Origin of the sequence: Aquimarina sp. MMG015, from assembly GCF_018100855.1 — a bacterium.
Lineage (GTDB): Bacteria > Bacteroidota > Bacteroidia > Flavobacteriales > Flavobacteriaceae > Aquimarina > Aquimarina latercula.
Window position 1 is genome coordinate 16,002 of record NZ_JAGJEB010000004.1, and the last position, 25,998, is coordinate 41,999.

Sequence of the window (25,998 nt, forward strand, 5' to 3'; positions counted from 1 at the left end):
ATGCTTAAAATAATAAAGGAAAAATTAAATGGATCATCACCAAACCACCAATAAAGAAACCAACAACAGCAATAAGTGATGGTATTTGTAAATTACTTAAACCCGAAATCGCATGACCAGATGTACAACCTCCTGCATAGCGAGCACCAAAACCAACTAATATTCCACCAATCACAAGAATAATTATTGTTTTTGGAGTCATCATAATTTGATCAGAAAATAACCTACTTGGTATGTAACTTTCTCCAGCATCCGCAAAACCTTTTGCTTGAAGATCTTTTACCACATTAGCATTCAGATTTACTTTAGTATCAAAAGACAAGTAATTTTCTGCAATAAAACCACCTATAATTATCCCAAAAACTACTACAAGATTCCATCGCTGGGATTTCCAATCAAATCTAAAAAAATCAGCAGTTTTACCAGCACCGCAAATAGTACACATTGTTCTTAGATTGGAGGACACACCAAACTTTTTACCCATCATAAGCAACAAAAACATTACCAATGTTATCAATGGTCCTGACACATACCAAGGCCACGGTTCATATAACCAATTCATTCTTTTACAAATTATATTTTAGTGCAATAACTTACATTTTTTAGCTAGAATCAGTAACCTAAGTTACACAAGAATATTTTTGAAACAATTAATCAAAATTTTTTTTGGAAAGAAACGACCTGTAGCCACTTTGTATGCTTTATACTCATCGAAAAATTCAAGTAATTTTTCTTCTTCGTATTTAGTCTTGAAATAAAAAAGTATATAAATAGTAGTTGCTACAATTAATTTAAAAATAGAACCTATATAAAGTCCATATCCAAATACAACATATAATATTCCTGCATATAGAGGATGCCTTATAAATTTATAAAGACCTGTTTTAACTAATTTTGAATTTAATTTTGGCGTTGGAAAAGGTGATAGGTTTTTATTTAACTGTAATAAAGCAACTAACACAATCAAAACACCCAAAACAAACGTAAATAAACCTATTCGATTTATAAATGGTAACCAACCAATACTTACTATTTTTACATCAATTACGTACACAAAAAACAGTACGAATTGTACTAAAACGAAAATAAAATCATTGTTTTCTAATTTCATAATTTAAAAAAATAGATTCATATCTAAAAAAACCTGTCATCATTTAAATGACAGGTTAATAAGCAACATCATTAATTAAGTTTAGTTCTTTACTTTACAGGTATTTAAACCTACCAGTGAGTATAGAGGGCAAAAACTAACAAAACCAGTTACAGCAAATATTCCTGCTAATCCCAATAAAACATATGCAACGGCACCTTGAATAATGTTAAAATAATAAAGTAGCGCAATTGTAATAGCAACAATCAATCTCAAAATACGATCTGTATTTCCCATGTTCTTTTTCATAGTATATAATATAAAATTAGGTTTTAAAAAATTGAATAAGAAGAATTATTATGGTAGTAATGCTTATACATAATAAACAGACTATTAAAAATTTAATCTCCTTACGCATTTTCATCTTCAATATTTTGGGTTATTGAGGAACAAATTTATCTTAGAGGAAGAATAAAAACTGTGACAAATGTTACAACTACACAAATTTTATGATGACCATTCAAAATTTAAGATCAGGACTAGGTAATATTGACATCTACTTATTAGATCAAATACTAAAAGATAGATATTCCCAAAATGATAAGATCTTAGATGCAGGATGCGGAAATGGTAGAAATATACATTGGTTTTATGAAAATAAGTTTAACATCTATGGATTAGATCGGGATGTAGAACAGATCGAATATGTGAAAAGTATATATCCTGATTGGAGTACTAAATTTGATGTATCCTCTTTAGATACACTGAAATATCAGAATAATTTTTTTGATCATATTATTTGCAGCGCAGTACTACACTTTGCTTCTAGTACAGACCACTTCAATTCCATGTTTTCAGAACTTATACGTGTATTAAAACCATCGGGAACTTTATTTATAAGAATGACTTCTGATATTGGAGTAAAAGATAAGATATCCCATATACATAAGGGTGTATATAGATTAGGAGATGAATCAGATCGATTCTTGCTAACACAAGAGTTACTCTCTTCTATTATGCATAATCATGGGCTATCATTTTTAGAGCCCTTAAAATCCACTAACGTACACGATCTAAGATCTATGTCTACGGTAGTACTTCAGAAGATTTAAGTTACATCAATCAGTTCTATCTCACCTTGTTTTAAAAATATATGACCTTCTTGCTCTAATTTTTTAAGTAATCTAGATATTACTTCTCTAGAAGACCCTAGATCATGCGCAATATGTTGATGCGTCGTATTAAGAACATTTCGCCCTTTTAACTTGGCTTCTTTTTTTAAATACTCTAATAATCGCTTATCCTTATTAGAAAATGTCAATATTTCTATAACATCTAATAATTCTTCGAACTTAAGGTTAAAGAGGTCATAAATAAACTCATTCCATTTCGGATATTTCTTTGCAATTACTAGTGCTTTATCTGCTGGTATGACCACCACTTCAGAATCTTCTTCAATCACCGCTTTTACCTGACTTTCTTGATTACGAATTAAAGTAGTAACTGACATTACACAACTTTCTCCTGGCTGTATATAATACAATAAAACCTCGTTTCCATTAATCGGCTCTTCTTTAAATACTTTTGCTAAACCCGATATTAATAGTGGGATGACTTTAACATATGAGCCTTGTCTAAGAATAACCGTGCCAGCCTCAAATTTATGAATACTACTAATTGCTACAAGCTCTTTCTTTAAATCTGGCATTGTAGTCAATTTTGGAAAGTAAGTATCTAAAGCTTCAGAAATCAACGGTGTTTATTTTTTACTAATTTAATCAATAATTGATTCTATATTATATCATTTTTCTGAATACGAACTCCAAGCTTTATAACCACCTTTAAAATCATATACTTCATTAAAACCTAGTTTAACTAATAATTTAGCAGCGCGATGACTTCTCCAACCAGAATAGCAATAAATATATACTGGTTTTTTTTTATTTAGTTTTTGAAATTCTGAAACAAATTTTTCTCTATTCGCAATACTTATATTTATTGCGTCATCTATATAACCATTAGTATACTCCTCTACAGTACGTATGTCAACAAATTGCACATTCTTACCAATTACTTTTTCTTTAATTGAATTGACATCAACAATCTTTATTGAATTGATTTCTTTAGTAGAAGAATTTCTAAAATAATCCTGAGAAAAACCAAAAAAGATGTTTCCTAAAATTAATAAAAAAGTTACATAATATTTTAACGATATTATTTCAAATCTTACTACATCTTTCATGAATTATTTTAAGGTAGTTGGACATACGTAATCTGTCGTTTCTAAACCAGTTTCCTTAATAGCAGCAAAACCACCAGCAACATCTATAAGATTATGAATACCTCTACTCTTCAAGATCGAAGCAGCAATAACAGATCGATATCCTCCTGCACAATGTATATAAGCCATTTTATCCTCTACAAAATAATGCATATAATCATTGATAAAATCTAATGGCGAATTTTTTGCATTCTCTAAGTGTTCGGCAGCAAATTCACTCTCTTTTCTTACATCAAAAACATGTACTTCTTCTCTTTCAATAATGTTTTTAAGCTGCATCGCTGATATTGATGATATTGTATCAACTTCTTTTTTAGCTTCTTTCCAAGCTTCAATTCCTCCTTCTAAATATCCTAAAGTACCATCAAAACCTACTCGAGATAATCGAGTAATCGTTTCTTCTTCTCTACCTATTGGTGTTACTAATAAAATTGGTTGTTGCACATCTGCTATCAAAGTACCTACCCAAGGAGCAAAACTACCATCTATTCCAATAAATATAGATCTTGGAATATGAGCTTTTACATATTCGTTTTGATGTCTAACATCTAATACAATCGCACCGGTTTCATTAGCCAACATCTCGAAATCTTCTGGAGACAATGGTCTTATTCCTCTTTCTAATACCTCATCTATATCTTCGTATCCTTCTTTGTTAAGTTTAACATTTAAAGGGAAATACTTTGGTGGAGGTAACAATCCATCAGTGACTTCGTTTACAAATTCTTCTTTAGTCATATCTGCTCTCAATGCGTAATTCACTTTCTTCTGATTACCCAAAGTATCAACCGTTTCTTTCATCATATTTTTACCACAAGCAGAACCTGCTCCATGTGCTGGATATACAATTATATCATCATTTAATGGCATAATCTTATTTCGCAAACTATCAAATAACGTTTCTGCCAATTCTTCCTGCGTAAGGTGAGCAGCTTTCTGAGCTAAATCTGGACGTCCAACATCCCCAAGGAATAAAGTATCTCCACTAAAAATGGCATGATCCTTACCATTTTTATCACGCAATAAATATGTAGTACTTTCCATAGTGTGGCCTGGAGTATGTAAGGCTACAATAGTTATATTTCCTAATTTAAACTCTTGTTCATCACTAGCAATAATAGCTTCAAAAGAAGGATTGGCATTTGGTCCATAAATGATCTTCGCACCTGTTTCTTTAGCGAGTGTTACATGTCCACTCACAAAATCCGCATGAAAATGTGTCTCAAAAACATATTTAATTTTTGCTTTGTCATTTCTAGCTCTTTCTATATAAGGTTTTACTTCTCTTAACGGATCTATAATTGCAACTTCACCTTCACTTTCAATATAATATGCTCCTTGTGCTAGACACCCAGTATATATTTGTTCTATCTTCATTTGTTCTATTTTTTATTTTTAAAAATACTACTCAGATTGTCATTTTACAGTAACAATTGTTACAGATAAAACAATCTAAATTTTTGTTAAGTCAATTCTTTTATCAGTATATAAATTCCCATTATTAAAACGAACCATCCAAAGCCTTTTTCTAATTTTTTTCCTTCAATAAAATTGGATAAATATATCCCAAGAAAAATACCTAGGATAGAAATTCCAGTAAAGGAAATTAGGAAAATCCAATCTATATCTAGATTTTCTACATCGCCCACAAACCCAATCAACGATTTGATTGCAATAATTAATAGTGATGTAGCCACTGCTTTTTTCATTGGTAATTTTGCGAATAAGACCAATGCTGGTATTATTAAAAACCCTCCTCCTGCTCCAACAATTCCGGTTAATACACCCACTATGAAACCTTCTATTATAATTAAAGGATAATTATATAAAACTTCTTCCTTTTTCTGCAATGTATCTTTTCCGTTTTTTATCATAGAAACCGAAGCCAATAACATAATCATTGCAAAAAACACCATGATTCCTATATTTTTAGTAATCACAAACTCTGCTACAGAAAAAAGATTGTCCGGTATCGCAGGAACCAAAAACTTTCTTGTACCATACACTGCTATAAAAGCCGGAATTGAAAATACCACTGCAGTACGTAAACTAACAATGCCTTTTCTCAGGTTCTTAATAGCTCCAATTAATGCCGAAGACCCTACAACAAATAATGAATAAGCAGTAGCAGTCACAGGATTAATATGCATTAAATAAACAAAAATCGGTACTGTTAGTATGGAACCTCCTCCTCCTATTAAACCTAGCACTACTCCAATTATCAATGCGCCAAAATATCCAAGAACTTCTACTATTTCCATCAATTTTTTTTGACAAAAATAATTTTAGCTTATGTTAGTCACAGTAACATTAGTTACACACTATTATAGACTTATGACTTTTATACTATTTCTATTTAATTCTATTCTACCATCCACCTCTAGTTTTTTTAACAGTCTAGAAATTACCACTCTAGAGGTATGCAAATCATAGGCAATTTCCTGGTGCGTATTATGTACAATAGTATCGCTATTTACTTTGATTTTATCTTTAAGATATTTTAGTAATCGTTCGTCCATATTAAGAAAAGCAATGTTATCTATAGCCTCAATTGCTTCCATCAATCTTTTATGATAACTTTCGAAGACAAAACTTCTCCATGAACTATATTTTGTGGTCCACTCTTCCATTTTTTTTATTGGAATCATGATAAGTGTAGAGTCCATCTCCGCGATTGCTTTTATTTCGCTTTTATGATGCCCCATACAACATGAAAGGGTCATTGCGCAAGTATCCCCTTTTTCTAAAAAATAAAGTAACAACTCATCGCCTTCCTGATCTTCTCTTAATATTTTGATTGCTCCATTAATAATCAAAGGCATTGACTTAATGTAACTACCCGGCTTAATAAGTATATCACCCTCGAGTACTTCTTTAGTTATAGAAACCTTACTAATTTCTTCTAAAAGCTCTTTCTCAAAAAAATGACCATAATTATTATTCAGTTCTTCAATCATTCTGATTTATTCTATTTTTGGTTTTCAAAATATTGTTCTAATTGTTGTTTGGCTTCCTGATAACCCAACTCAAAAATTTGATCTAAATTTCCACTACTAAAGAGCCCATGATTGGTAAGTTTCTTTGGTTGAATCACCAAATCACATTCATCAAATTTTGTTTCAGAATTGGGCATAGCTCTTAAATAATATGCTCGTTGCATAACATTATATGCATGCTTAAAATCTGTGAGTTTAGGTTTTCGGATAGGAGTAACATCAATTCCTATGATCATATCACATTGTTTTTTTATCGGCGTGATCGGAAAATTATCCAAAATTCCTCCATCAGAATATAATTGATCTTCAATCTGTATCGGAGAAAACACACCCGGAAAAGCAGCTGAGGCCAATATAGGTTTAATTAATTCTCCCTTATTAAAAACCGTTACTGTTCCTGTCAAAAGGTTCGTAGCAGTAACAAAAAGTTTTTTCTCCAGACTTTCGAAAGAGTTTTCATTAAAATAATTGATTAAATCATCGTAAAATTTTTCTGAATCTAAAAACCCTGCCTTTTTTCTGGTAAACCTATTTAATTTAAACAGCGGTGTTTTACTAAAAAAACTCTTAATCTTTTCTATAGAATGTCCAGCAGCATATAACGAACCTACAATTGCTCCTGCACTGGTCCCAGAGACATAATTCGGAAACAAACCAGCTTCTTCTATTGCTTTTATTGCTCCTATATGTGCTACACCTTTAAACCCTCCGCCAGAAAGGACAAGACCAACATTTTTTAAAGTTTCCATCTTTTTATATTTTAAAGAACTGGGCTAAAAATTTTAGCTGCTCCTTCTTTTAGTTTTTCTACCCAAGGTCTATCTACAAAAGTACTATAGTTCAGCTGAACACTTTGTTTACAATCACTTAAAAAATCATTTTTCAATTCCATAGCAAAACTATCATCATATATCACCACATTTACCTCGTAATTTTGTTCAAAACTTCTAATATCTAGATTAGTAGTACCTACCGAAGAAACGGTATCATCAGCAACAATTGTTTTACTATGTAAAAAACCATTAGAAAATAAGTATATTTTAACACCAGCTTCCATCAACCCTTCAAAATAAGATCGCACACACCATCTAACAATTATGTTATCAGAAACTTCCGAAAGCAGTAACCTAACTTCTACTCCACTCAGCGCAGCTACTTTTAGGGCTTCCAAAATAGCCTCTCCAGGAATGATATATGGATTGGCTATATATACATAGCTTTTGGCTTCGTTTATTAAAGAAAAATACATTTGCTGAGTAGACGAAAAATCCTCATCTGGACCACTATGTACCGTCTGAGCTGTCATAGTTCCTATTTCTTTATAACTTGTAAAATAAGATGTATTTAAAATATTTTCATTATTACTTACTAGGTACCAATCCATCACAAAAATAGCCTGTAAACTATGTATTATTGGTCCTTCTAATTGCAAATGCATATCGTTCCACATTCCTAAATCAGAATCTCCTGTAACATATTTATCCGAAACATTAATACCACCTGTAAACGCTATTTTATTATCAATTACAATAATTTTTCGATGATTACGGTAATTTAATGATGAAAGAAATTTACCGAATTTGATTGGCAAAAACCCATATATTTCTACACCTATATCTTCAAGCTTTTTGATATATTTTTTACTTAATGATAAACTTCCGATACCATCATATAAAATGCGTACCTGAACACCTTCTTTTACTTTCTTTTCAAAAAGCTCAAAAAGCCCGTCAGCCAATATTCCATTCTCGAAAATATAATATTGCAAATGGATAAAATGCTCTGCTTTTTTTAAGCTTTCGAATATTGCTCGAAAAGTGGCATTACCGTTTTTAAGAAGTTTCAATTCATTTCCAGCACTTGGTGAGAAACCACAATTCTTCGTAATAAGTTCTATTAATTTTTGATGTTCCTGATATTCATTTTGCTGTACCGGTTGATAATAACTTTCAGCTTTTTCTAAATATGTATTAATCTCACCCGTTCTTTTTAATTGAAATAACTTGTTTTTCCTTCGATTTCTGCCAAGTAACAAATAAAACAACATCCCACCCACAGGGATTGTAAAAATAACAAGTATCCAAGCTAACGTTTTGGTAGGACGCATACCATAAAGTATCAGTCTAATAACAATAACTAAGCCCGCTAAAAAATATATGATAAGAAAAGTAAAATATACCATTTATATTTCTTTATTAAAACATCAATTCTTCATAATAAGTAAAGGAACTCTAGTTCTATAACTGATTTTCGAAGCCTCAGAGCCATAGAAAAATCGTTCAATAAATGTTTCCTTTTGAATAAACATAGCATTCATATCGATATTCATTATTTGGACAAAACTATCAATTGCTAATGCACTAGGAACATTGGTAATTGAATGAAAGGTATGATTAATATTCTTAAAAAAATCTTTTAATTGTTTCTTATCATCAAATTCTGCAATAGTTACAGTATCATCTTCTTTTATTTTTAGAATTCTTAAGGAGGACTTATACTTTACCACCGTATCTACTAGAGGGTCCATACCTTCCGTATTAAAATGATCGTTATCATCAAGTGTATATAACACAGTTTTTAAATTTTCAAAAACATATCCTTGAGGAATCACAAGAACAGGGCAATCTACCTTACGAATTACATTCAGTGTGTTACTTCCAAAAACCACTTCTCTGGCCCCAGTGGCTCCATTTGATCCCATAATAATCAAATCAATTTTTTTAGATTTTACTGCCTGTTTAATCGCATCAGTAAAAACATCATAATCCGTAATTCCTTTAAAAGAATACTTCTGATTTGTAGTTTCCTTTTGGAGGTATTTTGTTAACTCATTAAGTTTTTCTTTAGATGTATTAATCACAGATTGATGAACCGAGGTATTCATAGGTGCAGCCATAAGATCATCAGTCATATAAAGAGAAGCTTTTTGAACGTTTAAGATATAAAAAGTACAAAGCTCATTTTCAAAAAAACGCATTGCATAATTAATAGCATTTCTTGAATTTTCTGAAAAGTCGGTAGGAAGCAGGATATTTTTCATTTTAAAAAGATTTTATATGATAAAAATAGCCTAGATACCTATTAAGAACTATGATATTTATCAGCATAAAAAATAATCAATCCGTTAATTTTGTTTAAACATTTTTAATAAATGTTAAACATTTCATATCTTTACAAAAAAGAAGATTTGAAACTTATTAAAAAAGCTTTAGAGTTTGGGAGCAGAAAGATAAGTAATATGACTACTAGTAATCGGGTAGCGGCATCCAGAGAGGCTAAATCTCTAATTCTGGCTATTAATGAAATCTATAAAAAGACACAAGAGTCTAATATTATGGGTATTAGGAAGCTTGTTACTGCGAAGAAAAGAAAAATAGAAAAACGTCTTAAAGGCGTGCCTACAATATGATTGTTTTTAATGCACAGAAAATTAATTAAGTATGCTTTTAGAAACCACATATAGAAATAAAAAAAACAAAGCTCTCATTAATGATTTGGTAGGAAAACCATTTTCTATATTAAATGCAATTAAACTTAAGGGCATTGGATCGAAACGCATGATTATTGAAGATGTTAGTCCTAATCTAAAAAAGGTTATTAATAGTATATCTGATGTTAATTATGGTAGTATAGAATTACGACCAAATGGTATTCTAATAGCTATCAATAAAGGATTGCAAAATTTCACTTGGGCAATACCTTATTATCAGTTTTACCTTTATAATACGAATGGAATAAGTATTCATGCACAAGGAAAATTTGTTCATTTTAGAAATAATCGTACACATCAAGAAAACGCTTCTTTCTTCAAAAAATTAATGCGATTAAAAGTTGAATATGATCAACGGTTTCCACATGTTGATTCTATTTAAAATAAAAGAACTATAAAACTCCAATTCACTTCAAACCTTATTATATAAAAGTCTCCGATATGCTTTAACAATAATAGATACCGTTAAATCATATCCTAAAAAAACAGTTTATATTCGTTATTCCAATTCCTTGTAAGGGATAAAAAATTATAATACCTTTTATTATTTAATTTAAGAATTAGCATATGGGGAACGCCAAACAAACATTTTATGGACATACACCAGGACTAGTTCCTGGATCTGTCGTATACGTTGGTAAAAAAAGCACCAGTGATTTATTTATAGACGTATTCAACTATAATAAAGAATCTTATGAAGAAAAAGAATTAAAAAATATTGAAGAAGCATATTCTTTTATTGATTCAGAACCTACAACTTGGATAAACGTTAATGGTCTTAACCATATAGAGACAATTGAAAAATTAGGCAGGCACTGCAATTTACATCCTTTAATACTTGAGGATATCGTTAACACCCAACAAAGGCCTAAGATTGACGAGTATGACAATTACCTTTTTGTAGTTCTAAAAATGATTTATTTTAATGAAAAAGGAGAGCTTTCTATAGAACATATTAGTTTCGTTTTGGGAAATGGATTTGTCATTTCATTTCAAGAATCAGATGGAGATGTTTTTGATTCCATTAGAAATCGTATTCGAAATAACAAAGGTAGAATTCGAACTATGGGATCGGACTACCTTCTTTATATTTTGATGGATGCTATAGTGGATAATTATTTTAACCTAATCGAAGTGATCGGTGATAAAATAGAAGAATTAGAAGATGATCTTTTTGAAAATAAACAAAATGATAATATTACCTACCAAATACAAACGCTTAAAAAAGAAGTTCTTAAAATTAGAAGAGCAGTACTCCCACTTAGAGAGGTAGTTAATAGAATCGAAAAAAGTGAACATAAATTAATTACAAAAAAAATACGATTATACCTTAGAGATCTATATGATCATATCATTCAGGTATCCGAAAATATTGAAATTTATAGGGATATGATTTGGGGGTTAATGGATATGTATATGACAACTATTAGCAATAAGATGAATGAAGTAATGAAAGTACTAACGATTATTGCTACCATATTTATTCCCCTTACTTTTATTGCTGGGATATATGGTATGAACTTCGAACATATTCCTGAACTTAAGTTTAAATATGGTTATTTTGTGCTTTGGGGAGTAATGATATTTATTTTTGTAGCTCTTATATATTTTTTTAAAAGAAAAAAATGGCTTTAAAACAATATCCAAAAATCAACATTCATGTTAAAGTATCAAACAGAAATTTTTCTTACTATCGTACTGGTGATCATAATGATCATATTATTATTATTAAGTAAAAAAGCGATACAACGATTTGGTTTTATTAGATCCATCGAAGCGAATCGTAGAAAAATCATCTTTAAACTAAGTCATCTTCTAATTTACGTGATTGCCATATCGATACTTGCAATTATTTGGGGAGTAGATCGCAAACAATTTGCTGTTTTTATTTCATCTGTAATGGCCGTTTTAGGAGTAGGATTCTTTGCTCAATGGTCACTACTATCCAGTTTGACTGCAAGTGTTATCTTATTTTTCAATCACCCTGTTAGAATAGGAGATCGCATCCGTATCCTTGATAAAGATTTTGATTGGACAGGTGAGATTATTGATATTACTGGTTTCTATTTATTTATGAAAACAGATGATGGAAGAAATATAACAATCCCTAATTCATTAGTAATGCAAAAAGGGATTGAAATACTTGAGAAAAAATAGTATCTGTTATTCTTTTATTGCTTTTTTAAATGCATCTATACCACCTACTATAGGAACCGTAATAGATGTTTCATCTAGATCAATAGTAAGTTCAGTCCCAGGTTTTGGTAATAGTGTAAACTTACTATCACTAGAAAAAATCATTAATCCAATTTGTTGTCCTTTTTTAATTACCTGATCATCTGGTTGTAAATCAAAAGACAGTTCATAGAATGAACCTGGTTTTAGCGGTTTGCTTTCTGTTAACGATTTATGATTTTGTGGATCAGCCCAACCACGAGTAATTATATTATCCGTGATTTTTTTCGCATTCTTTTCCCAAGGTAAAGAGACTAACCAAACCGAGAAATTAGCTGCAGGTTTGCTACTAGCAAGTTTTACAGTTACTTTGGCAATTCCTGATATGTGAATATCTTCTGTTAGTACCGGAGTTGAATATAGCAAACGATGGTTAGATTCTTTTAATATCGCTAACGAATCACCTGAAAAAGTATAGTCATCGATCAATTTTTCTACACCTAGTTTAATTGGTTTTTTAATACTTAACAACCCAACTTCTAATCCTCCAATATTGGGAAAAAGAGCCACATCTGATGCATCCGGATTAGGATATTCTTTATAGGCAACCGGATGCTCTCGAGAATCGTTTTCTCTAACAATCCAAGCACGAGCATCTTTTTCTACTCCATTTTCTATTCCGTGCAAGTATCTTGTAAACCATCTATTCATTATTCTAATTGGAGGAGGACCTCCATGACCATTTTGATGATAATAAATCTGAGATGGAATACCCATTTCTTTAGCTTTCCTATATATCCTGTAACTATGTTCTGGCATTACATTCCAATCATTAAATCCATGAGACATCAATAATGCGGCTTTCATAGGCTTCATATCATTTAGATAATCTCTACCTGCCCAGAAATCGTTATAATCGCCTGTAATTCTATCCATTCCATTTTTCATCTCAGTATCTCGTACTGTTTTATTATTGTATGGACGTTTGGACTCATCTCCACTATGAATAAAATCATATAGTACATCTATATCCTCTCCTAAATATCCACCTGGAGAACGTACCAAACCATTAGATCTATAATAATGATAATACGAGGTATTTGGTGCAATTGGAATAATAGCTTCTAAACCTTTGACTCCAGTAGTTGCAGCTGCTAACGGAATAGTTCCGTTGTAAGAAGTTCCCGTCATCCCAACTTTTCCTGTAGACCAATATGCTTTAACTTTCTCCGTACCTTTTTTTTCAGTGTATCCATCAATGCGACCACATAACCAATCAATCACTGCTTTCGGAGCTAACGATTCGTTATCACCACCCACGGTTGGAGCTCCTTGCGATAATCCAGTACCCGGAGAAGATGAATGAACTACAATATATCCTCTTGGAATCCATTTTTTTATATGCGAATTAGAAATAATTGGTCTTTTACCTCTACGCACTACTTCTGTATGTGTTCTTGGTTTTGGTTGTTCCCCTAATTCATGATGTACATCCCAAAACAATCCATCTATGTCGGCAGCAACACCCGCAAAATATGGACTAGAAACATAAATAACAGGTAGCTTCAATCCTTCTGTTTCTGTTTGATACGGACGTGTCACAGATACGTGCATTCTATCCAATATTCCATCACCATCTGTATCAAATTCTGTAGGCACCCATAGATCGTGACGAATCCATTTAGCAGGTGTATTAAAAGCTTCTACTATTTGCGCTTCGCCATCCTTAAACAAAGGAACTGCTTTTTCTTGTGCGTTTATTGAAGTAATTGAGAATATAAATAATACTAAAAAGTGTATGGTGATTTTGTGAGTCATTGTTATAATAATTTATGAAATATCATCCCGTAGTCAAAAAACGATAGTCTATTCACTGTGTCAAACAAATATAGAATACAAATATGATTTTTTTTATTTCCGAAAGAGAAAACAAAAAACTTTACATTATTTTAAGAGAACAGTGTAAACTTTAAAAGAAACTTAATCTATAAAACATTTAATATACTCTTTTATATTTATATTTAATCTGATAGTATAAATACACCTCTAGAAATATTGCTTTATAAATTAATATACCTGTTTAGAGTATTCTATGAAGACTCCAAACTAAAATTTTGATACTTTATATATTACAAATAGAGAATTCTGATTTATCTTCATAACTAACTCTATTAATTAAGTTAATCCTACAAAAATAACTCTTTTGTTTTTTTTAGGTGTTTAAACCAAAAAAATGTACCTTTGATCTAACACAATCAACTTTTTTGAATAACATAATAAGCTTAAGGTTAAAATTCATTAACAACCCCTATTAGAATTTTAAAGTTTATGAGGTTATTATGGTAGTATCTAAATTAGAAATTTCTTATCCACAAAAAATGATGAACCAGGTTGCAGGTTTCATATTTCGTTTATTTCTGGGGTTCTTTACATTTGTAATAGGCGTATTATCTATTGTTTATATTTTATTATGGGATTTTATACGTGAAAAAATACTTCGAAGAAAACCTATTGAAAGCCCATGTTTTGAAAAAGTCTTACATAACGATGAAGTTCGTATGAAAAATGAAATGATAGGTTCTTCTAAATCAGAAAAAACAGTTCCAGAAGTAAAAAAAATTGATTTATAAAATTGTCTTTTACTAAAAAAGAAAAATACAATATTTTCTATATCATATAATAATTAAACATTTAACCCAGAACCTTAATTTTTAATAAAGATTCCGGGTTATTTGTTTCTAGAATATAAAACTATTCAATTTATCTTTTCACTATTCTACAGGTTTCGTTAACACCTTTTCCAATTATTCTCAGTAAATAAATACCGGTTGGTATAGAATTGTTTTGATTAATACTATAGTATATCATATTATCTCCTTTATCAAGACTTTGATTACTTATATTTTGTCTTACTCCATTAATATTATACAGTTCTATATTTACATTTTGATCTACTTTGGAGTGTATTTCAATAGTTAACTGATTATTATTTTCATCTACTATCGTAGGATATACTTTAATATTATTTTCTACAATATTATCGCAGGACTCTACCATGATTAAAACTTCATCAGTAGCCTGGCATCCATTTTCATCAGTAATAGCAACGGTATATGTTGTAGTTTCTGTAGGAGACACATTAATGGTAGAAGTAGTTTCATCTGTCGACCATTCATAAGTCACTCTACCATTAGAAAACACTATATCAATATCGCCAATAGTATACTCACTATCTGTTGTTTGTATCCACCCAGAAGCTCCATTAGCACTAGATTCAATTTCTGTACTATTTGCTCCTGTTCCTATCTGAAATGCAGGTCCTCGCCTTATAAATGTTGTAGACCACGATCCATCCGTAGACGATATAATTCCTGAAATATTTGTATAATACTCCCAACCATCACTATTAATTTCATTACAGATGCTTGGTTTAGGACTACCTTCCGCAGCTACTATAGTTCTACCTGAAAAAGTAGCTTCAAAATTAAACACTTCGTTTGTTACTGTATAATCCAGAATTGTTCCTTCTAAGGTTGCTGTACCATTGTCCAATTCTGTCCACTCTAAATCAATATTTGAAAAATATCTATTAACTTGTCCATTGTATAACCATAAAACGTAATTCTGAGGATCACCAGTACAAATAGTTGTATTTAATATATCTCCTTCAGAAATAGTACTTGTTACTATCGGAGTAAGATCTACATCTTCTCCAGAACATATTGTAATATCATCTCCCAGATCTACGGATAAGTCACATGCTTCCACAAATATTGTAATCGTATCTATTATTATACAATCACCTATCGTCGCAGTAACAACATATGTTGTGGTTTCTATCGGTGATACTATTGGAGCTTGTGATGGAGAAACTGTTGTAAAGAAAACGTTTCCATCTACAGACCATTCTCTATATTCTACATCAGAAATTGCATTTAAACGAACCGATTCACCTTCCTGAATCGTTCTATCATTTCCTGCATCAATCATAATATCATCACAAGAAAGAACAGTAATCACTACCATATCTTCAGCAATACATTCTCCAAACCTAGCTCGAACTGTATAAGTAGTAGTCTCAGTAGGAGAAACGGTAGGTGATGCAGATGGAGAACCTGTAGAGAAAAACACATTTCCATCAATAGACCATTGAACAAGATCAGCTCCTGAAACAGGTATCAATGTAACTGAATCTCCTTCTAAAATAGTTTGATCTTCTCCAGCTTCAATAGCCACTTCATTACTAATAACATTAATTGAATCTGTTGCCATACAACCATCTTCATTTGTAACTGTCACTGTATATTCTCCAGCTTCACTAATTTGAATACTAGCAGTATTTTCTCCTGTAGACCATTCATAAATCATGGATCCATTTACAACACAGTTCCCTAAGTTAAAATTAAAGTCTCCTATCTCATATAAATCTTCATCTGTGATGAACCAACCTGAACCTCCTGCTCTTCCGGATACTAACTCTGTATCATTAGCGCCTTTTCCAACTTGAAAAGAAGGTCCTCTTCTTGACACATTAATAACATCATTGGTTGTTAATGATGTAATCGTTCCATTGAATTCTGGATAATATTCCCAACCATCTGCATTTACATCAGAAGAACAACCATGTAGTCTAGGACTTTCTGCTGGTGGAATTGTTGTTTTCTGTGTAAATACCACAGAAATTTGATAAGTATCATTTGCATCTTGACTATTTACCGCAATTCCTTCCATTCTAGCTGTAGTATCATCAACTTCTTCCCACTGTACATTTTCGTTAACCAAATACACTCTATTCTGCTGATTACCCAGACTTACAAGATATGTATTGATACCACTACAGAAATTAGTATTCTCTACATCAAAAGTAGTACAAGCTCCTGCATCGTTTCCGGAAATAATCGGTGTAATAGTAATAGGCTCGTTATTACAGATTGTTCTATCATCTCCTAAATCTATCGAGAAATTACAAGGTTCTACTGTAATTGTTACTGTATCTTCATAAACGCACTCTCCCTTAAAGGCACGAACTGTATATGTAGTTGTTTGTTCAGGAGATACTGTTGGGGATCTGCTTGGAGAAACTGTAGTGTAAAATATAACTCCATCTACAGACCATTCTCGACGATCGATTTCAGGATCAGATATTGGATCTAAAGTCATAGAATTACCTTCTACAATTGTTTGATCTTCTCCTGCATCTATTACAAATTCCTCGATTACAACTTCAACGGAATCCATCGCATTACATCCTTTACAATCTTCAACAGAAACAGTATATGTACCACTTTCTGAAACAGTAATTGATGGTGTAGTTTCTCCATTAGACCAAAGATAATTTACTTCGTCCGTTGTCTCTGATGAATTACACGGTCCAATATTTATATTGAAATCTCCTATTTTATATACGCTATCATTAGTATCAAACCATCCAGAACCTCCTAATCTTCCTTTCTTCTTTTCTGTAATATTAGCACCTTCTCCTAATTGAAATGCTGGTCCTCTTCTTGAAAGATTTATTGACCAACTATTATCTTCTTTAACAATAGTTCCAGAAAATTCTTTATAATATTCCCAATCTGAAGAGTTTTCTTGATTACACCAATGCTCTTTTGGGCTACCTTCTGGGGCTGTTTTAGTTCCATTTGTAAAAATAACATCAACAATATAATTATCGCGACCATCTGTTACCATACCCTTAAGCGTAGCCTCTTCATTTCCTAGTTCTTTCCATTCTAAATCTACATTAGAGAGGTATTTAACATCACCATTATCATCAGATAGCCAAACCACATATTTGTTTTCTTGTCTATCACAAAATTTCGTATTCTTTATCTTATATCCAACACACGAAGTACACTCTTTCTGATTAGCAGAAGTAGCTGTTAAGGTTACCATCTGTTCGTCACAAACAACCTGATCAGTTCCTGCATCTACAGAAATTGTACAAGAAGTTCTATTTTCAATGTTCTGTGCACTAATTGAAGATATCAAAAAGAGACCTATTAGCATCATAACAGATCTTAACATGAATGCTTTTTCTCTAAAAATATCCAAGTGATATTGTTTCTTCTTTCTATTCTCTAGAAAAAAAGGTTGAGTAATCTTCGGAGCCATAATTTTATATTTTAGAATTAATTAAGTGATTTATGTAACCATAAATTAATAATATTTAAATTTTAATTTACGATCTAGCTAAAGAAATAATAACGAAAAACGTTAAAACACAATATTATATCTATAAAAAGCAAAGCACTATTAAAAATGTAGGATGAAATTGTATTTTACTCAAAAATCATTCAATTCATTTAACTGATAATCAACGGATAAACTTAAAGCACAACTTCAATCAAGGTTACATGATTAAAAGTTATAAAAACTCTTTACTTTATTTATTATTCATAATTCTCTTCTTCCACCACGGTTTTTTCTCTATTACACCACCACCATATGTATATCCATAATAATTTTTACTATGTGTCTCGACATCGTTAATTAAAACAGTCATACTAGAAAAACGTTTATTTTGATAAAGGCTATCTGCTACAGATAAAAGCCTCTTATCTGTAAAACCTGATCTTACTACATAAATGCATAGATCTACATAATCCGTGAACAATAATGCATCGGCAACTAAACTCACTGGCGGTGTATCAATAACAACATAATCATACTGAGTTTTTAATGCTATAATTAATTTTTGGAAACGTTTACTTTTTAACAACTCAATTGGATTAGGAGGAATAATTCCAGAATTTATTACATCCATATTTGGAACATTGTCTAAGCCAATAATGATATCCTCTAAAACAAGTTTTTCATCTCTTATATAGTTAGTCACTCCCACAGAATCTTCTAAATTAAGATACTCTAAGATTTTAGGTGATCTAAGATCTAATCCTAACAAAGCCACTTTCTTATCTGGGTCGGCTAAAGCAATGGCAAGGTTTGTAGAAATAAACGTTTTACCTTCTCCTGTAGCAGAAGATGTTACCAAAATAGTTTTTCCTTTATCTGCATTTTCAGAAAGTAAAAACTTTAGATTACTCTCAAAAATTCTAAATGACTCAGCCACTATAGAGCGATTATCTCTAGAAATAAGAAATTGTTCCTTAGTATCTGTACCTGGTATTTCAGCAACTATCGGTATATCAGTAAGTTTCTGAACTTCTTTTTTCCCTTTAACTTTTACATCCAAAAGATCATAGAAAAAAATCACTATTGAGGGCAGCAAAAAGGATAGTAGTATGGTTACTAGAAAAACAATACGTTTTTTAGGTTTAACCGGGAATTTAGAGCTATAAGCTCTTTCTATTATTTTTGCATTAGCAACGGTAGCAGCAAGTGAAATTGCAGTTTCTTCTCTTTTCTGTAATAAATAAAGATATAATGTTTCCTTAATTTCTTGTTGTCTAACGATATCTCTTAACTCTCTTTCTTGTCTAGGTAAAGAATTGATTTTAGAATTCATCACCGCATCTTGTCGCTCTAAATTTCTTAATTTAATTTTTAAAGAAGTCTTCTGATTATTTAGACTCTGTTTTAAACTTAATTTGAGGTTTTCAAGTTTCTCATTTAGGCTAACAACAATAGGATTTTTTAGGGTAGTCCCATTAAGTACCTCATCCCTTCTAAGAGCAATTTCATTATATAGAGTAATTGTACCTGAGATAGAACCATCAGAAAAACCAAGATTTGCTGGCAATAATCCTTCACTATTCTTTTTTAAGTAATCGTTCATAAAGTTAACGAGTCCAATTTGAGTACTGGTTTCTAGAACTTCTTTTTTATTTTCGGATGAATTTTCTAAAAACAATTCTGCTTCAGAGGTTACATTCGTTAGACTATTAGAAGTTTTAAAAACTTCTACTCCTTGTTCTATATCCGATAATTCTGAATTGATAATAGTAAGTCGTTCTTTAATAAAACTTGCTGTATTTTCATAAATCAAGTTTTTGTCCCTGATGGCATCAAGATTATATTCTTCTATCAATCCATTTAATAGATCTTTAGCCTTCGCTCTAGTAGTAGTATTTATGCTCAAAGAGATCACATTTGCATCTTTATTAACCAAACCGATACTCACTTTTGATTTATACTCTTCTACCACATCCATTATTGGTTGTACAGAAAGATAAATTTCATTGTCTAGAAAAAGTTCTATAAAATTATTATCTGGAACGAGAATAACATTACCTATTCTTGTTGATATTACTTCGCCAAAAACTCCTTCTTTAATAAAATCTTTTTCTTCTTCTTTAATTGTAAATGAATTTTTCGAATGAATTGTAATTGTAAAATCGGCCGATATATCCTGTAGCAATGAATCCTTTATAAACTTGGCTTCAAAAGGTTTATTCTCATATAATTCTACTAATCTTTTCGAAAACTTTGTCTTGGTAAAATATTGATGATGCGCATTAAGTTTCCTTATTACATTCTCAAACAATGGTCGAGATTTTAGAATCTCTATTTCATTTTCTACCTCTTTATTATTTGTCTCTACAATATTTAAATCTTCAAAAGCGGAGAGTTCAGATAACATTCCTGTTTTTTCTCCTTTGATCAAAATAGTTGCTGTTACCTTATATTGAACCGATGTATATTTTAGATACAGAAACGCTAATATGATGAACAAAATACCTGATACAAGAAACAGTTTCCAAAATCTTAGATATTTACTTATATGATCTTTTAAGGTAAGATTACTTGATTCTTGTTGATATTCGTAATCCATGTTTGTATTTTGCTTAATCTCCACAGAATTAACGTGTTAATAATATTCCTAAAGACACTAGTACAGATGCTACAGATATCCAAATTGGAGTGTTCTTATTGTAAGAAGATGACTTTATCTGTGCGTTATTAGGTGTCACATATATTGCATCGTTTTGTTTTAAATAAAAAACTGGGGAATTAAAAATTTGATCAGAAGTAATATCTACTCTATAGTATTTATATACTCCTTCTTGTTCTCTAATTACTAAAATATCATTTCTTACTCCTGTAATAGTAAGATCCCCCGCCAAGCCTAACGCCTCAATAATACTAATACGTTCGTTAGGAATTGTATAGGTGCCTGGGTTATTTACTTCTCCTAAAACCGTTACTTTAAAATTAACCAATTCTATATGGACTATAGGAGTCTTTATATAAGATGATAATTTTGTTTTCAGTAATTCTGTTGCCTCTATTAATGATAATCCAGCCAATGGTACCTTCCCTAAAACTGGGAAATCAATTGTCCCATCTTTTCTTAATAAATAAGTAAGCTGTTTTTGTTGTCCAACTGCACTACCTGGAATCGCATTGAAAGAAACCGCGGGTAAGTTAAAAGGCTCTAGTCCTTGCATATCAGAAGAAGAAACTGTGATAGCCAGTAAATCATCTGCTTGAAACGTAGTATTGTATTCTATTTTAATTTCCTTCTCTTGAGCATTTCTTATATCCTTAAAATAAACTACATCTTTACGAGAAGCACAAGAAACTAACAAAGATATAATCAATACGAAAAAAGGAAAGTTTTTCAAATTTTTAATAATCATGTATAAATATTTAACAGAATAAGGGTTAATTAAGTTAACAACTTCTTTTACCACGAAGAAGTATATTTTTCATGATTTTAATTAGATAATCGATATCAGTTTTTATCGGAGCTTTTTCATATGCTTCCAGATACTTTGTTTCTGAAGCAACAATCTCGTCTAAAGTTTTTGGCATATCCGCATAAAACGGTGGAAGTAAACCTGGTTTCACTTTTGTTCTTTTTTCCTGAAGTTCTTTAGGATATAAGCTAAAGTAATGACTACTTAAAGGTCTTACTCCGATTAGTTTCATTTCATTTTTAATTAAATTAATAATCATCGGAAGTTCATCAATCCAATACTTCCTCATTATTTTTCCTTCATGTGATATTCTAAAATCATTTTTGATTTTACCACCTTCCTTTAGATTGTTTTTTTCAAAAACATATTGTTGTAAATATTCAGAAAACGGATACATAGTTCTAAATTTATAAACCTTTATCGTCTTCCCATTTTCGCCTAATCTATTTAATTTTATCAAAGGACCATATGTTGGATCGTGATCAAAAATAGGTTCCTTTATTTTTCTAGCTACAAAATAAAGTTCATTATTAATTGTTCTTTCTTCTAAAATTTCGAATCCACAAGAATATAAACGTCCAAAGGTTTCTGCTTTTGTTAGCACTCTTCCCTTTCCTTTAGTAATATGAAAATACAATCCCTTGGTCCATTTTAATTTAGGAATCACTCGTGTAAGAATAACGTCACCTAAATAATACAAATAATTTAATGGTTTTGGGAGTTTTTTGAAAATCCTATTTTTCCGAACAGCGTGAGTTTCTACTTTATTTATAAAAACTCCTCCCTTAGGTAGTTTAGAATTAACAGACTGAAAGTATTTATTTATTCTTCTAAAATCATTAACCCTCTTAAGATTAACAATTGTTCGATATCTATCTTTCGTTATTTTCTCTATATTAAATCTTGTTCGTGTAGAGATAATATGAACGTCATTGGGTTTATAAGTAGCATACTCTGAAATAAAATCAAAGATTTCTTCTCCAGCTTCTTTAACAACTAACTCTTTAATACTCACGTCCCAATCTTGATCAGAGATGGCATAAACATTCTCTAAATCTTCAGAACTCAATAACTTTTCGATTTGTGAATCGACAAATGGGGCAAATTTGGTAATCATTTTTGTGTGAGCCTTTAGTTAAGTGTGAATGACCCATATAAAGAATAACAATTATTCAAAACAATAGTATTTTAGGAACTATGTAAATAATTAATTATCAAACCCTATACTACGTATCAACGGTTTTATTTAAATAATATTATATTAATTTCAAGCAACTTATATAAGTCTAATGACAAAACTTTTAGATACATTAAACATGTTACTTTTACACATAAAACCAAAAATCAAGTTATCTATGACTAAATGAACTATCAATTTAAATTTCTAAAATCAAATTAAAAATGTTTCTAACTTACTTAATAATTTATCCAAAAAATTTGAATGGTTTTTCGATAAAATGAAATAAAAACTGCTTAAATGCAATTTTTACTACAACTTATTTATGATTCTTAAAAGACTTAAATAATTACAAAACCCTTGTAGCTCTATTCTTTATTTACTCACAAAAAAATACTTTTTCACAAGGTTTTTCATGTTTTGTAATATAAGTTCTTTAGTCCATAATACTCTGTTATCACTCCATCGTTGCGGATGGAATGTAAACATTAATTGATCAGCCAAAGAATCGGATGATTCAATAATTTCCGTTGTTGTATGAAAAGTTTTATTAAATGATGTTTGTACCTTATCTCTAACACTAACTGCATGACCATCCCAACGACGACCAGTATCTGTAATGTAATAAACTTGTTCAAAATCTACATCAAAATAAGGCTCTGCAATAATCTCAAAATCTTTATAATTGTAAGTTTTCCAAAGATCCTTAGAATCATACTTAGACATTGGACTACCATGCATACAGATTGTTGTTACGGGAGCCAACTCACGAAGCGCTTTTAAGTTTTTACTAAAATCTTCTATCCCTTTTTTCAAATCTCCATTACAGGTTGTTAAGCATTCATAGTGATATCCTATTTCATGTCCTAAAGACGCTATCTGCTTGATGATATCTTCATCCCAACTTTGAGGAACCGCTCTAAAATAATATGTTCCTTTCACTCCTTTATTGGCTTGTATTTTTGCAAATTCTAAAGAATTTTGAGGTAATAAATCAACATCATGCCTCAATACAATGGCTCTTTTATTAGGCCTGTTTATGAATTCCTCGAATGTCTGAAATGAATAGTCTTGATTAATTAATGACTGTAATAAGTCCTTATACTTTTTTACGGTAAAATCCATTAGCTAAAATTATGGTAATATTTTGGGTCGTTTTTCATAGTCCGATGGCTCTGAGGAAAATTTTCCACAAACCATATTAAAAATGCAGTAACATCTATTTTATCTTTTAAAAGTTGTTCTCTCTTTTTTCCAAAAGCCTCTTGCAGATTAGAAGTATTTTCTAATTCCTTAATTTTCTCCATAACTCCTTCTCCTTTCTGAAAATTAAAAAGTAATCCATAATCTACCTGCTCATCAATTGTACCTGCCATAATACTATTTATATATATTGCGGGAGTACCTAAAATTGCGCTTTCTGATGCCATCGTAGCGCCTTCTCCAATGAACATTTCCGCAAAAGCCAATACATCATGCATTTTTTCTGGAGGTATTTTTATTTGATATTCTTTAAACTCATCGGGTAACTGACCTTCTGAAGAAATAAAAACTTTATATTTTTTATCTAAATGTTGAAGTAACTCTCTTTTCTCTGTCATAGTCAACCCTGATTGATTAACATCATGGCTTGCATTCCAAGACACAAATCGTAAAACAACGTAAGGAGTTTGTTCTGGTATACCCAAAGTGTGATAAACTTTAACATCAGAAGTAAAATAATTCGGATGTAAATATGCCAACTCGTGATATCCTGCATATTCGATTTGTTTGTCTCCTAAACTCTTATGAAAAGCTGTAGAAGTAAGGACACTTTTTGTAAACGGCAAATACAATTTTACCTGTTCCATGTTCCCTGTATCTTCTAGAGATACATGAGGTTTTCTTAATATTGCTGAGGCATGAGCTGCATAAGGTGACCCGTGACTCATAAACAAATCTGGTTTAAATTTAAGTCCTTGTACAACTGTCATGAAATCGAACTTTAATAATCCAAACATTTTTCCAACTGTAGAATTATATTTTTTACCAAATGAGACAAATTCAAAACCTTCTGCTTTCATCAGTTCTATTTCAAACTCTTTTTGTCTACATGTAAATAAGAAAGTATGCCCTTTTTTCTGCATTTCTTTAGCCAAGTTCTTAAACAAATGCACATGACCTGGGTGACCTATATCGATAAGTATACGCATTTAAATACTTTTTAAAATTTTTACAGCTGTTTTTCCTACTTTATATAATAATGGTTGTGTGACATTGAGAAATCTACCGTGTTCAACCTGCTCTCCACCAAATTTAGATTTAAATTCTCGTACACCATAATCTTCATCAGGTTTTCCTGCTCCCATAAAATCAAATCGAGGAATTTTATTTTTAACAGCGTAATCCATTGCTGCCCAGGTAGCTAATATACTAGGGTATATATTTTTATAAACTCCATCTTTACCGCAAACGAACCATTCATAAATAACTTTGTTATCCAAAACGGGGCATACAATTCCACCAAGTACTTCTTCCTTATATATTATCAAAAAAAACTTAGCAACCTTATCTTTCCACATTCTAATAAAATAATCCAAATTAGGCAATGGAGTTTTAACTTTGGTCTTATATAAATTCTCAAGAATCGCATAGTATGCTTCTATTTCGTTTTGATCTTGCGCTTCCTTTATCTCCGCTCCTTCTTTTAAACTCTTTTTAACTTGTCTTAGTTTACTACTGCTCATTCGTTTACGCATAACAGCCTCATCCACACAGTTTAAATGAAAATTAAGATGTGGTACATACTCAAAACCTGCTTTTTTGAATACTTCTTTATAATCTCCATAATCATTTAAATTTCTCATCTCTATATATATTGCTTTCTTTTTAAGATAACTTACAGCATATGTTAATACTTCCAAAATATTTTTCTCTTCTGCATTGTCTGATATTATTGGACCACCATAAATAATCGCGCGACTAGTAAGACCAGCTTTCACACCTTTTTCTTTCTGAATAATTCCTGAAAGAAAAACTACAATTTCCTTGTCTTTTTCTAAAGCAAAAGTAAAAACTTCAGTTCCTACAGATTCAAAAAAATGAAGTGCTACTTTAGATTGAAAAAAATTGGCCGTATTACATTTAGACAATTCTGTCCACTGTTTTTCTGATATATTATCTATATTGGATTGTATCATGTTTAGTT

The 25,998-nt window shown here is 31.0% G+C and carries 25 protein-coding genes; 6 read left to right on the forward strand and 19 right to left on the reverse strand.

Annotated elements, in window-relative coordinates; all coding sequences use genetic code 11:
• Positions 1–4 precede the first annotated feature (4 nt).
• The 3 genes from J8L88_RS08915 to J8L88_RS08925 form a co-directional block, all read right to left on the reverse strand.
• Positions 5–562, reverse strand: coding sequence for a YeeE/YedE family protein (locus tag J8L88_RS08915; protein WP_118389244.1), 558 nt, complete (start codon positions 560–562; stop codon positions 5–7).
• Between the two features lie 63 nt (positions 563–625).
• Positions 626–1,111: an isoprenylcysteine carboxylmethyltransferase family protein gene (locus tag J8L88_RS08920; RefSeq protein ID WP_211060561.1), complete on the reverse strand. Its 486-nt coding sequence runs from the start codon at positions 1,109–1,111 to the stop codon at positions 626–628.
• 81 nt (positions 1,112–1,192) lie between these two features.
• Positions 1,193–1,399 carry a DUF2892 domain-containing protein gene (locus J8L88_RS08925; RefSeq protein ID WP_027395847.1) on the reverse strand — a complete coding sequence of 69 codons (207 nt, stop codon included), beginning with the start codon at positions 1,397–1,399 and terminating at the stop codon, positions 1,193–1,195.
• Positions 1,400–1,599: 200 nt separating this feature from the next.
• On the opposite strand from J8L88_RS08925, the gene J8L88_RS08930 reads away from it, so the two are divergent.
• On the forward strand, positions 1,600–2,202 hold the full coding sequence (locus J8L88_RS08930; RefSeq protein WP_233557625.1) for a bifunctional 2-polyprenyl-6-hydroxyphenol methylase/3-demethylubiquinol 3-O-methyltransferase UbiG: 603 nt from the start codon (positions 1,600–1,602) through the stop codon (positions 2,200–2,202).
• On the opposite strand, the gene J8L88_RS08935 is transcribed toward J8L88_RS08930, so the two are convergent.
• From J8L88_RS08935 to J8L88_RS08970, 8 genes are all read right to left on the reverse strand, one after another.
• Positions 2,199–2,798: a Crp/Fnr family transcriptional regulator gene (locus J8L88_RS08935; RefSeq protein WP_233557624.1), complete on the reverse strand. Its 600-nt coding sequence runs from the start codon at positions 2,796–2,798 to the stop codon at positions 2,199–2,201. The genes J8L88_RS08930 and J8L88_RS08935 overlap by 4 nt on opposite strands.
• A 93-nt stretch (positions 2,799–2,891) precedes the next feature.
• A complete protein-coding gene (locus tag J8L88_RS08940; RefSeq protein WP_118389236.1) occupies positions 2,892–3,332 on the reverse strand; it encodes a rhodanese-like domain-containing protein in 441 nt (146 codons plus the stop codon).
• A gap of 3 nt (positions 3,333–3,335) precedes the next feature.
• Complete coding sequence (locus J8L88_RS08945) at positions 3,336–4,748, reverse strand: rhodanese-like domain-containing protein (RefSeq protein ID WP_118389234.1); 1,413 nt, start codon at positions 4,746–4,748, stop codon at positions 3,336–3,338.
• Between the two features lie 86 nt (positions 4,749–4,834).
• Positions 4,835–5,632, reverse strand: a complete 798-nt coding sequence (locus J8L88_RS08950; protein WP_211060562.1) for a sulfite exporter TauE/SafE family protein — start codon at positions 5,630–5,632, stop codon at positions 4,835–4,837.
• A 63-nt stretch (positions 5,633–5,695) separates the two neighbouring features.
• Positions 5,696–6,328: a Crp/Fnr family transcriptional regulator gene (locus tag J8L88_RS08955; RefSeq protein ID WP_027395852.1), complete on the reverse strand. Its 633-nt coding sequence runs from the start codon at positions 6,326–6,328 to the stop codon at positions 5,696–5,698.
• Between the two features lie 11 nt (positions 6,329–6,339).
• Positions 6,340–7,116: a patatin-like phospholipase family protein gene (locus tag J8L88_RS08960; protein ID WP_118389230.1), complete on the reverse strand. Its 777-nt coding sequence runs from the start codon at positions 7,114–7,116 to the stop codon at positions 6,340–6,342.
• A gap of 11 nt (positions 7,117–7,127) precedes the next feature.
• The gene (gene cls, locus J8L88_RS08965; protein WP_211060563.1) at positions 7,128–8,549 is read right to left on the reverse strand and encodes a cardiolipin synthase; all 1,422 of its coding nucleotides are present in this window, start codon (positions 8,547–8,549) and stop codon (positions 7,128–7,130) included.
• Positions 8,550–8,570: 21 nt separating this feature from the next.
• The gene (locus J8L88_RS08970; RefSeq protein WP_211060564.1) at positions 8,571–9,407 is read right to left on the reverse strand and encodes a universal stress protein; all 837 of its coding nucleotides are present in this window, start codon (positions 9,405–9,407) and stop codon (positions 8,571–8,573) included.
• 147 nt (positions 9,408–9,554) lie between these two features.
• Between J8L88_RS08970 and J8L88_RS08975 the strand changes: the two genes are divergently transcribed.
• From J8L88_RS08975 to J8L88_RS08990, 4 genes are all read left to right on the forward strand, one after another.
• Complete coding sequence (locus J8L88_RS08975) at positions 9,555–9,776, forward strand: hypothetical protein (protein WP_211060565.1); 222 nt, start codon at positions 9,555–9,557, stop codon at positions 9,774–9,776.
• 31 nt (positions 9,777–9,807) lie between these two features.
• Positions 9,808–10,239, forward strand: a complete 432-nt coding sequence (locus J8L88_RS08980; protein WP_091407515.1) for a hypothetical protein — start codon at positions 9,808–9,810, stop codon at positions 10,237–10,239.
• Between the two features lie 185 nt (positions 10,240–10,424).
• A complete protein-coding gene (gene corA / locus J8L88_RS08985; protein ID WP_118389226.1) occupies positions 10,425–11,492 on the forward strand; it encodes a magnesium/cobalt transporter CorA in 1,068 nt (355 codons plus the stop codon).
• 24 nt (positions 11,493–11,516) lie between these two features.
• Complete coding sequence (locus tag J8L88_RS08990; RefSeq protein WP_118389224.1) at positions 11,517–12,014, forward strand: mechanosensitive ion channel domain-containing protein; 498 nt, start codon at positions 11,517–11,519, stop codon at positions 12,012–12,014.
• Between the two features lie 6 nt (positions 12,015–12,020).
• Here the strand turns inward: J8L88_RS08990 and J8L88_RS08995 are convergent, their stop codons facing one another.
• On the reverse strand, positions 12,021–13,850 hold the full coding sequence (locus tag J8L88_RS08995) for a Xaa-Pro dipeptidyl-peptidase (RefSeq protein ID WP_211060566.1): 1,830 nt from the start codon (positions 13,848–13,850) through the stop codon (positions 12,021–12,023).
• 521 nt (positions 13,851–14,371) lie between these two features.
• Between J8L88_RS08995 and J8L88_RS09000 the strand changes: the two genes are divergently transcribed.
• The gene (locus J8L88_RS09000; protein ID WP_118389219.1) at positions 14,372–14,662 is read left to right on the forward strand and encodes a hypothetical protein; all 291 of its coding nucleotides are present in this window, start codon (positions 14,372–14,374) and stop codon (positions 14,660–14,662) included.
• Positions 14,663–14,792: 130 nt separating this feature from the next.
• Here J8L88_RS09000 and J8L88_RS09005 read toward each other — a convergent pair whose 3' ends face one another.
• The 7 genes from J8L88_RS09005 to J8L88_RS09035 all read right to left on the reverse strand — a co-directional run bounded on the left by J8L88_RS09005 (position 14,793) and on the right by J8L88_RS09035 (position 25,990).
• Positions 14,793–18,146, reverse strand: coding sequence for a T9SS type A sorting domain-containing protein (locus J8L88_RS09005; RefSeq protein WP_211060567.1), 3,354 nt, complete (start codon positions 18,144–18,146; stop codon positions 14,793–14,795).
• A gap of 271 nt (positions 18,147–18,417) precedes the next feature.
• On the reverse strand, positions 18,418–20,766 hold the full coding sequence (locus tag J8L88_RS09010) for a polysaccharide biosynthesis tyrosine autokinase (RefSeq protein ID WP_211060568.1): 2,349 nt from the start codon (positions 20,764–20,766) through the stop codon (positions 18,418–18,420).
• A 28-nt stretch (positions 20,767–20,794) separates the two neighbouring features.
• On the reverse strand, positions 20,795–21,574 hold the full coding sequence (locus tag J8L88_RS09015; protein ID WP_035086922.1) for a polysaccharide biosynthesis/export family protein: 780 nt from the start codon (positions 21,572–21,574) through the stop codon (positions 20,795–20,797).
• A gap of 34 nt (positions 21,575–21,608) precedes the next feature.
• Positions 21,609–22,751: a sugar transferase gene (locus J8L88_RS09020; RefSeq protein WP_051336395.1), complete on the reverse strand. Its 1,143-nt coding sequence runs from the start codon at positions 22,749–22,751 to the stop codon at positions 21,609–21,611.
• A gap of 435 nt (positions 22,752–23,186) precedes the next feature.
• The gene (locus J8L88_RS09025) at positions 23,187–23,936 is read right to left on the reverse strand and encodes a hypothetical protein (protein ID WP_027395886.1); all 750 of its coding nucleotides are present in this window, start codon (positions 23,934–23,936) and stop codon (positions 23,187–23,189) included.
• A complete protein-coding gene (locus J8L88_RS09030) occupies positions 23,936–25,003 on the reverse strand; it encodes a DUF354 domain-containing protein (RefSeq protein ID WP_211060569.1) in 1,068 nt (355 codons plus the stop codon). Before J8L88_RS09030 ends, J8L88_RS09025 begins: the two co-directional genes overlap by 1 nt.
• Positions 25,004–25,990: a peptidoglycan bridge formation glycyltransferase FemA/FemB family protein gene (locus J8L88_RS09035; RefSeq protein ID WP_027395888.1), complete on the reverse strand. Its 987-nt coding sequence runs from the start codon at positions 25,988–25,990 to the stop codon at positions 25,004–25,006.
• Positions 25,991–25,998: the final 8 nt, after the last annotated feature.

Bases quoted from the DNA above. Each gene is read 5' to 3' on its own strand.
- J8L88_RS08915 (WP_118389244.1), bottom strand. From the start codon at position 562: ATGAATTGGTTATATGAACCGTGGCCTTGGTATGTGTCAGGACCATTG.
- J8L88_RS09010 (WP_211060568.1), bottom strand. From the start codon at position 20,766: ATGGATTACGAATATCAACAAGAATCAAGTAATCTTACCTTAAAAGAT.
- J8L88_RS08920 (WP_211060561.1), bottom strand. From the start codon at position 1,111: ATGAAATTAGAAAACAATGATTTTATTTTCGTTTTAGTACAATTCGTA.
- J8L88_RS08980 (WP_091407515.1), top strand. From the start codon at position 9,808: ATGCTTTTAGAAACCACATATAGAAATAAAAAAAACAAAGCTCTCATT.
- J8L88_RS09000 (WP_118389219.1), top strand. From the start codon at position 14,372: ATGGTAGTATCTAAATTAGAAATTTCTTATCCACAAAAAATGATGAAC.
- J8L88_RS09005 (WP_211060567.1), bottom strand. From the start codon at position 18,146: ATGGCTCCGAAGATTACTCAACCTTTTTTTCTAGAGAATAGAAAGAAG.
- J8L88_RS09030 (WP_211060569.1), bottom strand. From the start codon at position 25,003: ATGCGTATACTTATCGATATAGGTCACCCAGGTCATGTGCATTTGTTT.
- J8L88_RS08950 (WP_211060562.1), bottom strand. From the start codon at position 5,632: ATGGAAATAGTAGAAGTTCTTGGATATTTTGGCGCATTGATAATTGGA.
- J8L88_RS08925 (WP_027395847.1), bottom strand. From the start codon at position 1,399: ATGAAAAAGAACATGGGAAATACAGATCGTATTTTGAGATTGATTGTT.
- J8L88_RS08970 (WP_211060564.1), bottom strand. From the start codon at position 9,407: ATGAAAAATATCCTGCTTCCTACCGACTTTTCAGAAAATTCAAGAAAT.
- J8L88_RS08990 (WP_118389224.1), top strand. From the start codon at position 11,517: ATGTTAAAGTATCAAACAGAAATTTTTCTTACTATCGTACTGGTGATC.
- J8L88_RS08955 (WP_027395852.1), bottom strand. From the start codon at position 6,328: ATGATTGAAGAACTGAATAATAATTATGGTCATTTTTTTGAGAAAGAG.
- J8L88_RS08945 (WP_118389234.1), bottom strand. From the start codon at position 4,748: ATGAAGATAGAACAAATATATACTGGGTGTCTAGCACAAGGAGCATAT.
- J8L88_RS08960 (WP_118389230.1), bottom strand. From the start codon at position 7,116: ATGGAAACTTTAAAAAATGTTGGTCTTGTCCTTTCTGGCGGAGGGTTT.
- corA (WP_118389226.1), top strand. From the start codon at position 10,425: ATGGGGAACGCCAAACAAACATTTTATGGACATACACCAGGACTAGTT.
- J8L88_RS08935 (WP_233557624.1), bottom strand. From the start codon at position 2,798: ATGCCAGATTTAAAGAAAGAGCTTGTAGCAATTAGTAGTATTCATAAA.
- J8L88_RS09025 (WP_027395886.1), bottom strand. From the start codon at position 23,936: ATGGATTTTACCGTAAAAAAGTATAAGGACTTATTACAGTCATTAATT.
- J8L88_RS09035 (WP_027395888.1), bottom strand. From the start codon at position 25,990: ATGATACAATCCAATATAGATAATATATCAGAAAAACAGTGGACAGAA.
- J8L88_RS09015 (WP_035086922.1), bottom strand. From the start codon at position 21,574: ATGATTATTAAAAATTTGAAAAACTTTCCTTTTTTCGTATTGATTATA.
- J8L88_RS08940 (WP_118389236.1), bottom strand. From the start codon at position 3,332: ATGAAAGATGTAGTAAGATTTGAAATAATATCGTTAAAATATTATGTA.
- J8L88_RS09020 (WP_051336395.1), bottom strand. From the start codon at position 22,751: ATGATTACCAAATTTGCCCCATTTGTCGATTCACAAATCGAAAAGTTA.
- J8L88_RS08930 (WP_233557625.1), top strand. From the start codon at position 1,600: ATGATGACCATTCAAAATTTAAGATCAGGACTAGGTAATATTGACATC.
- cls (WP_211060563.1), bottom strand. From the start codon at position 8,549: ATGGTATATTTTACTTTTCTTATCATATATTTTTTAGCGGGCTTAGTT.
- J8L88_RS08995 (WP_211060566.1), bottom strand. From the start codon at position 13,850: ATGACTCACAAAATCACCATACACTTTTTAGTATTATTTATATTCTCA.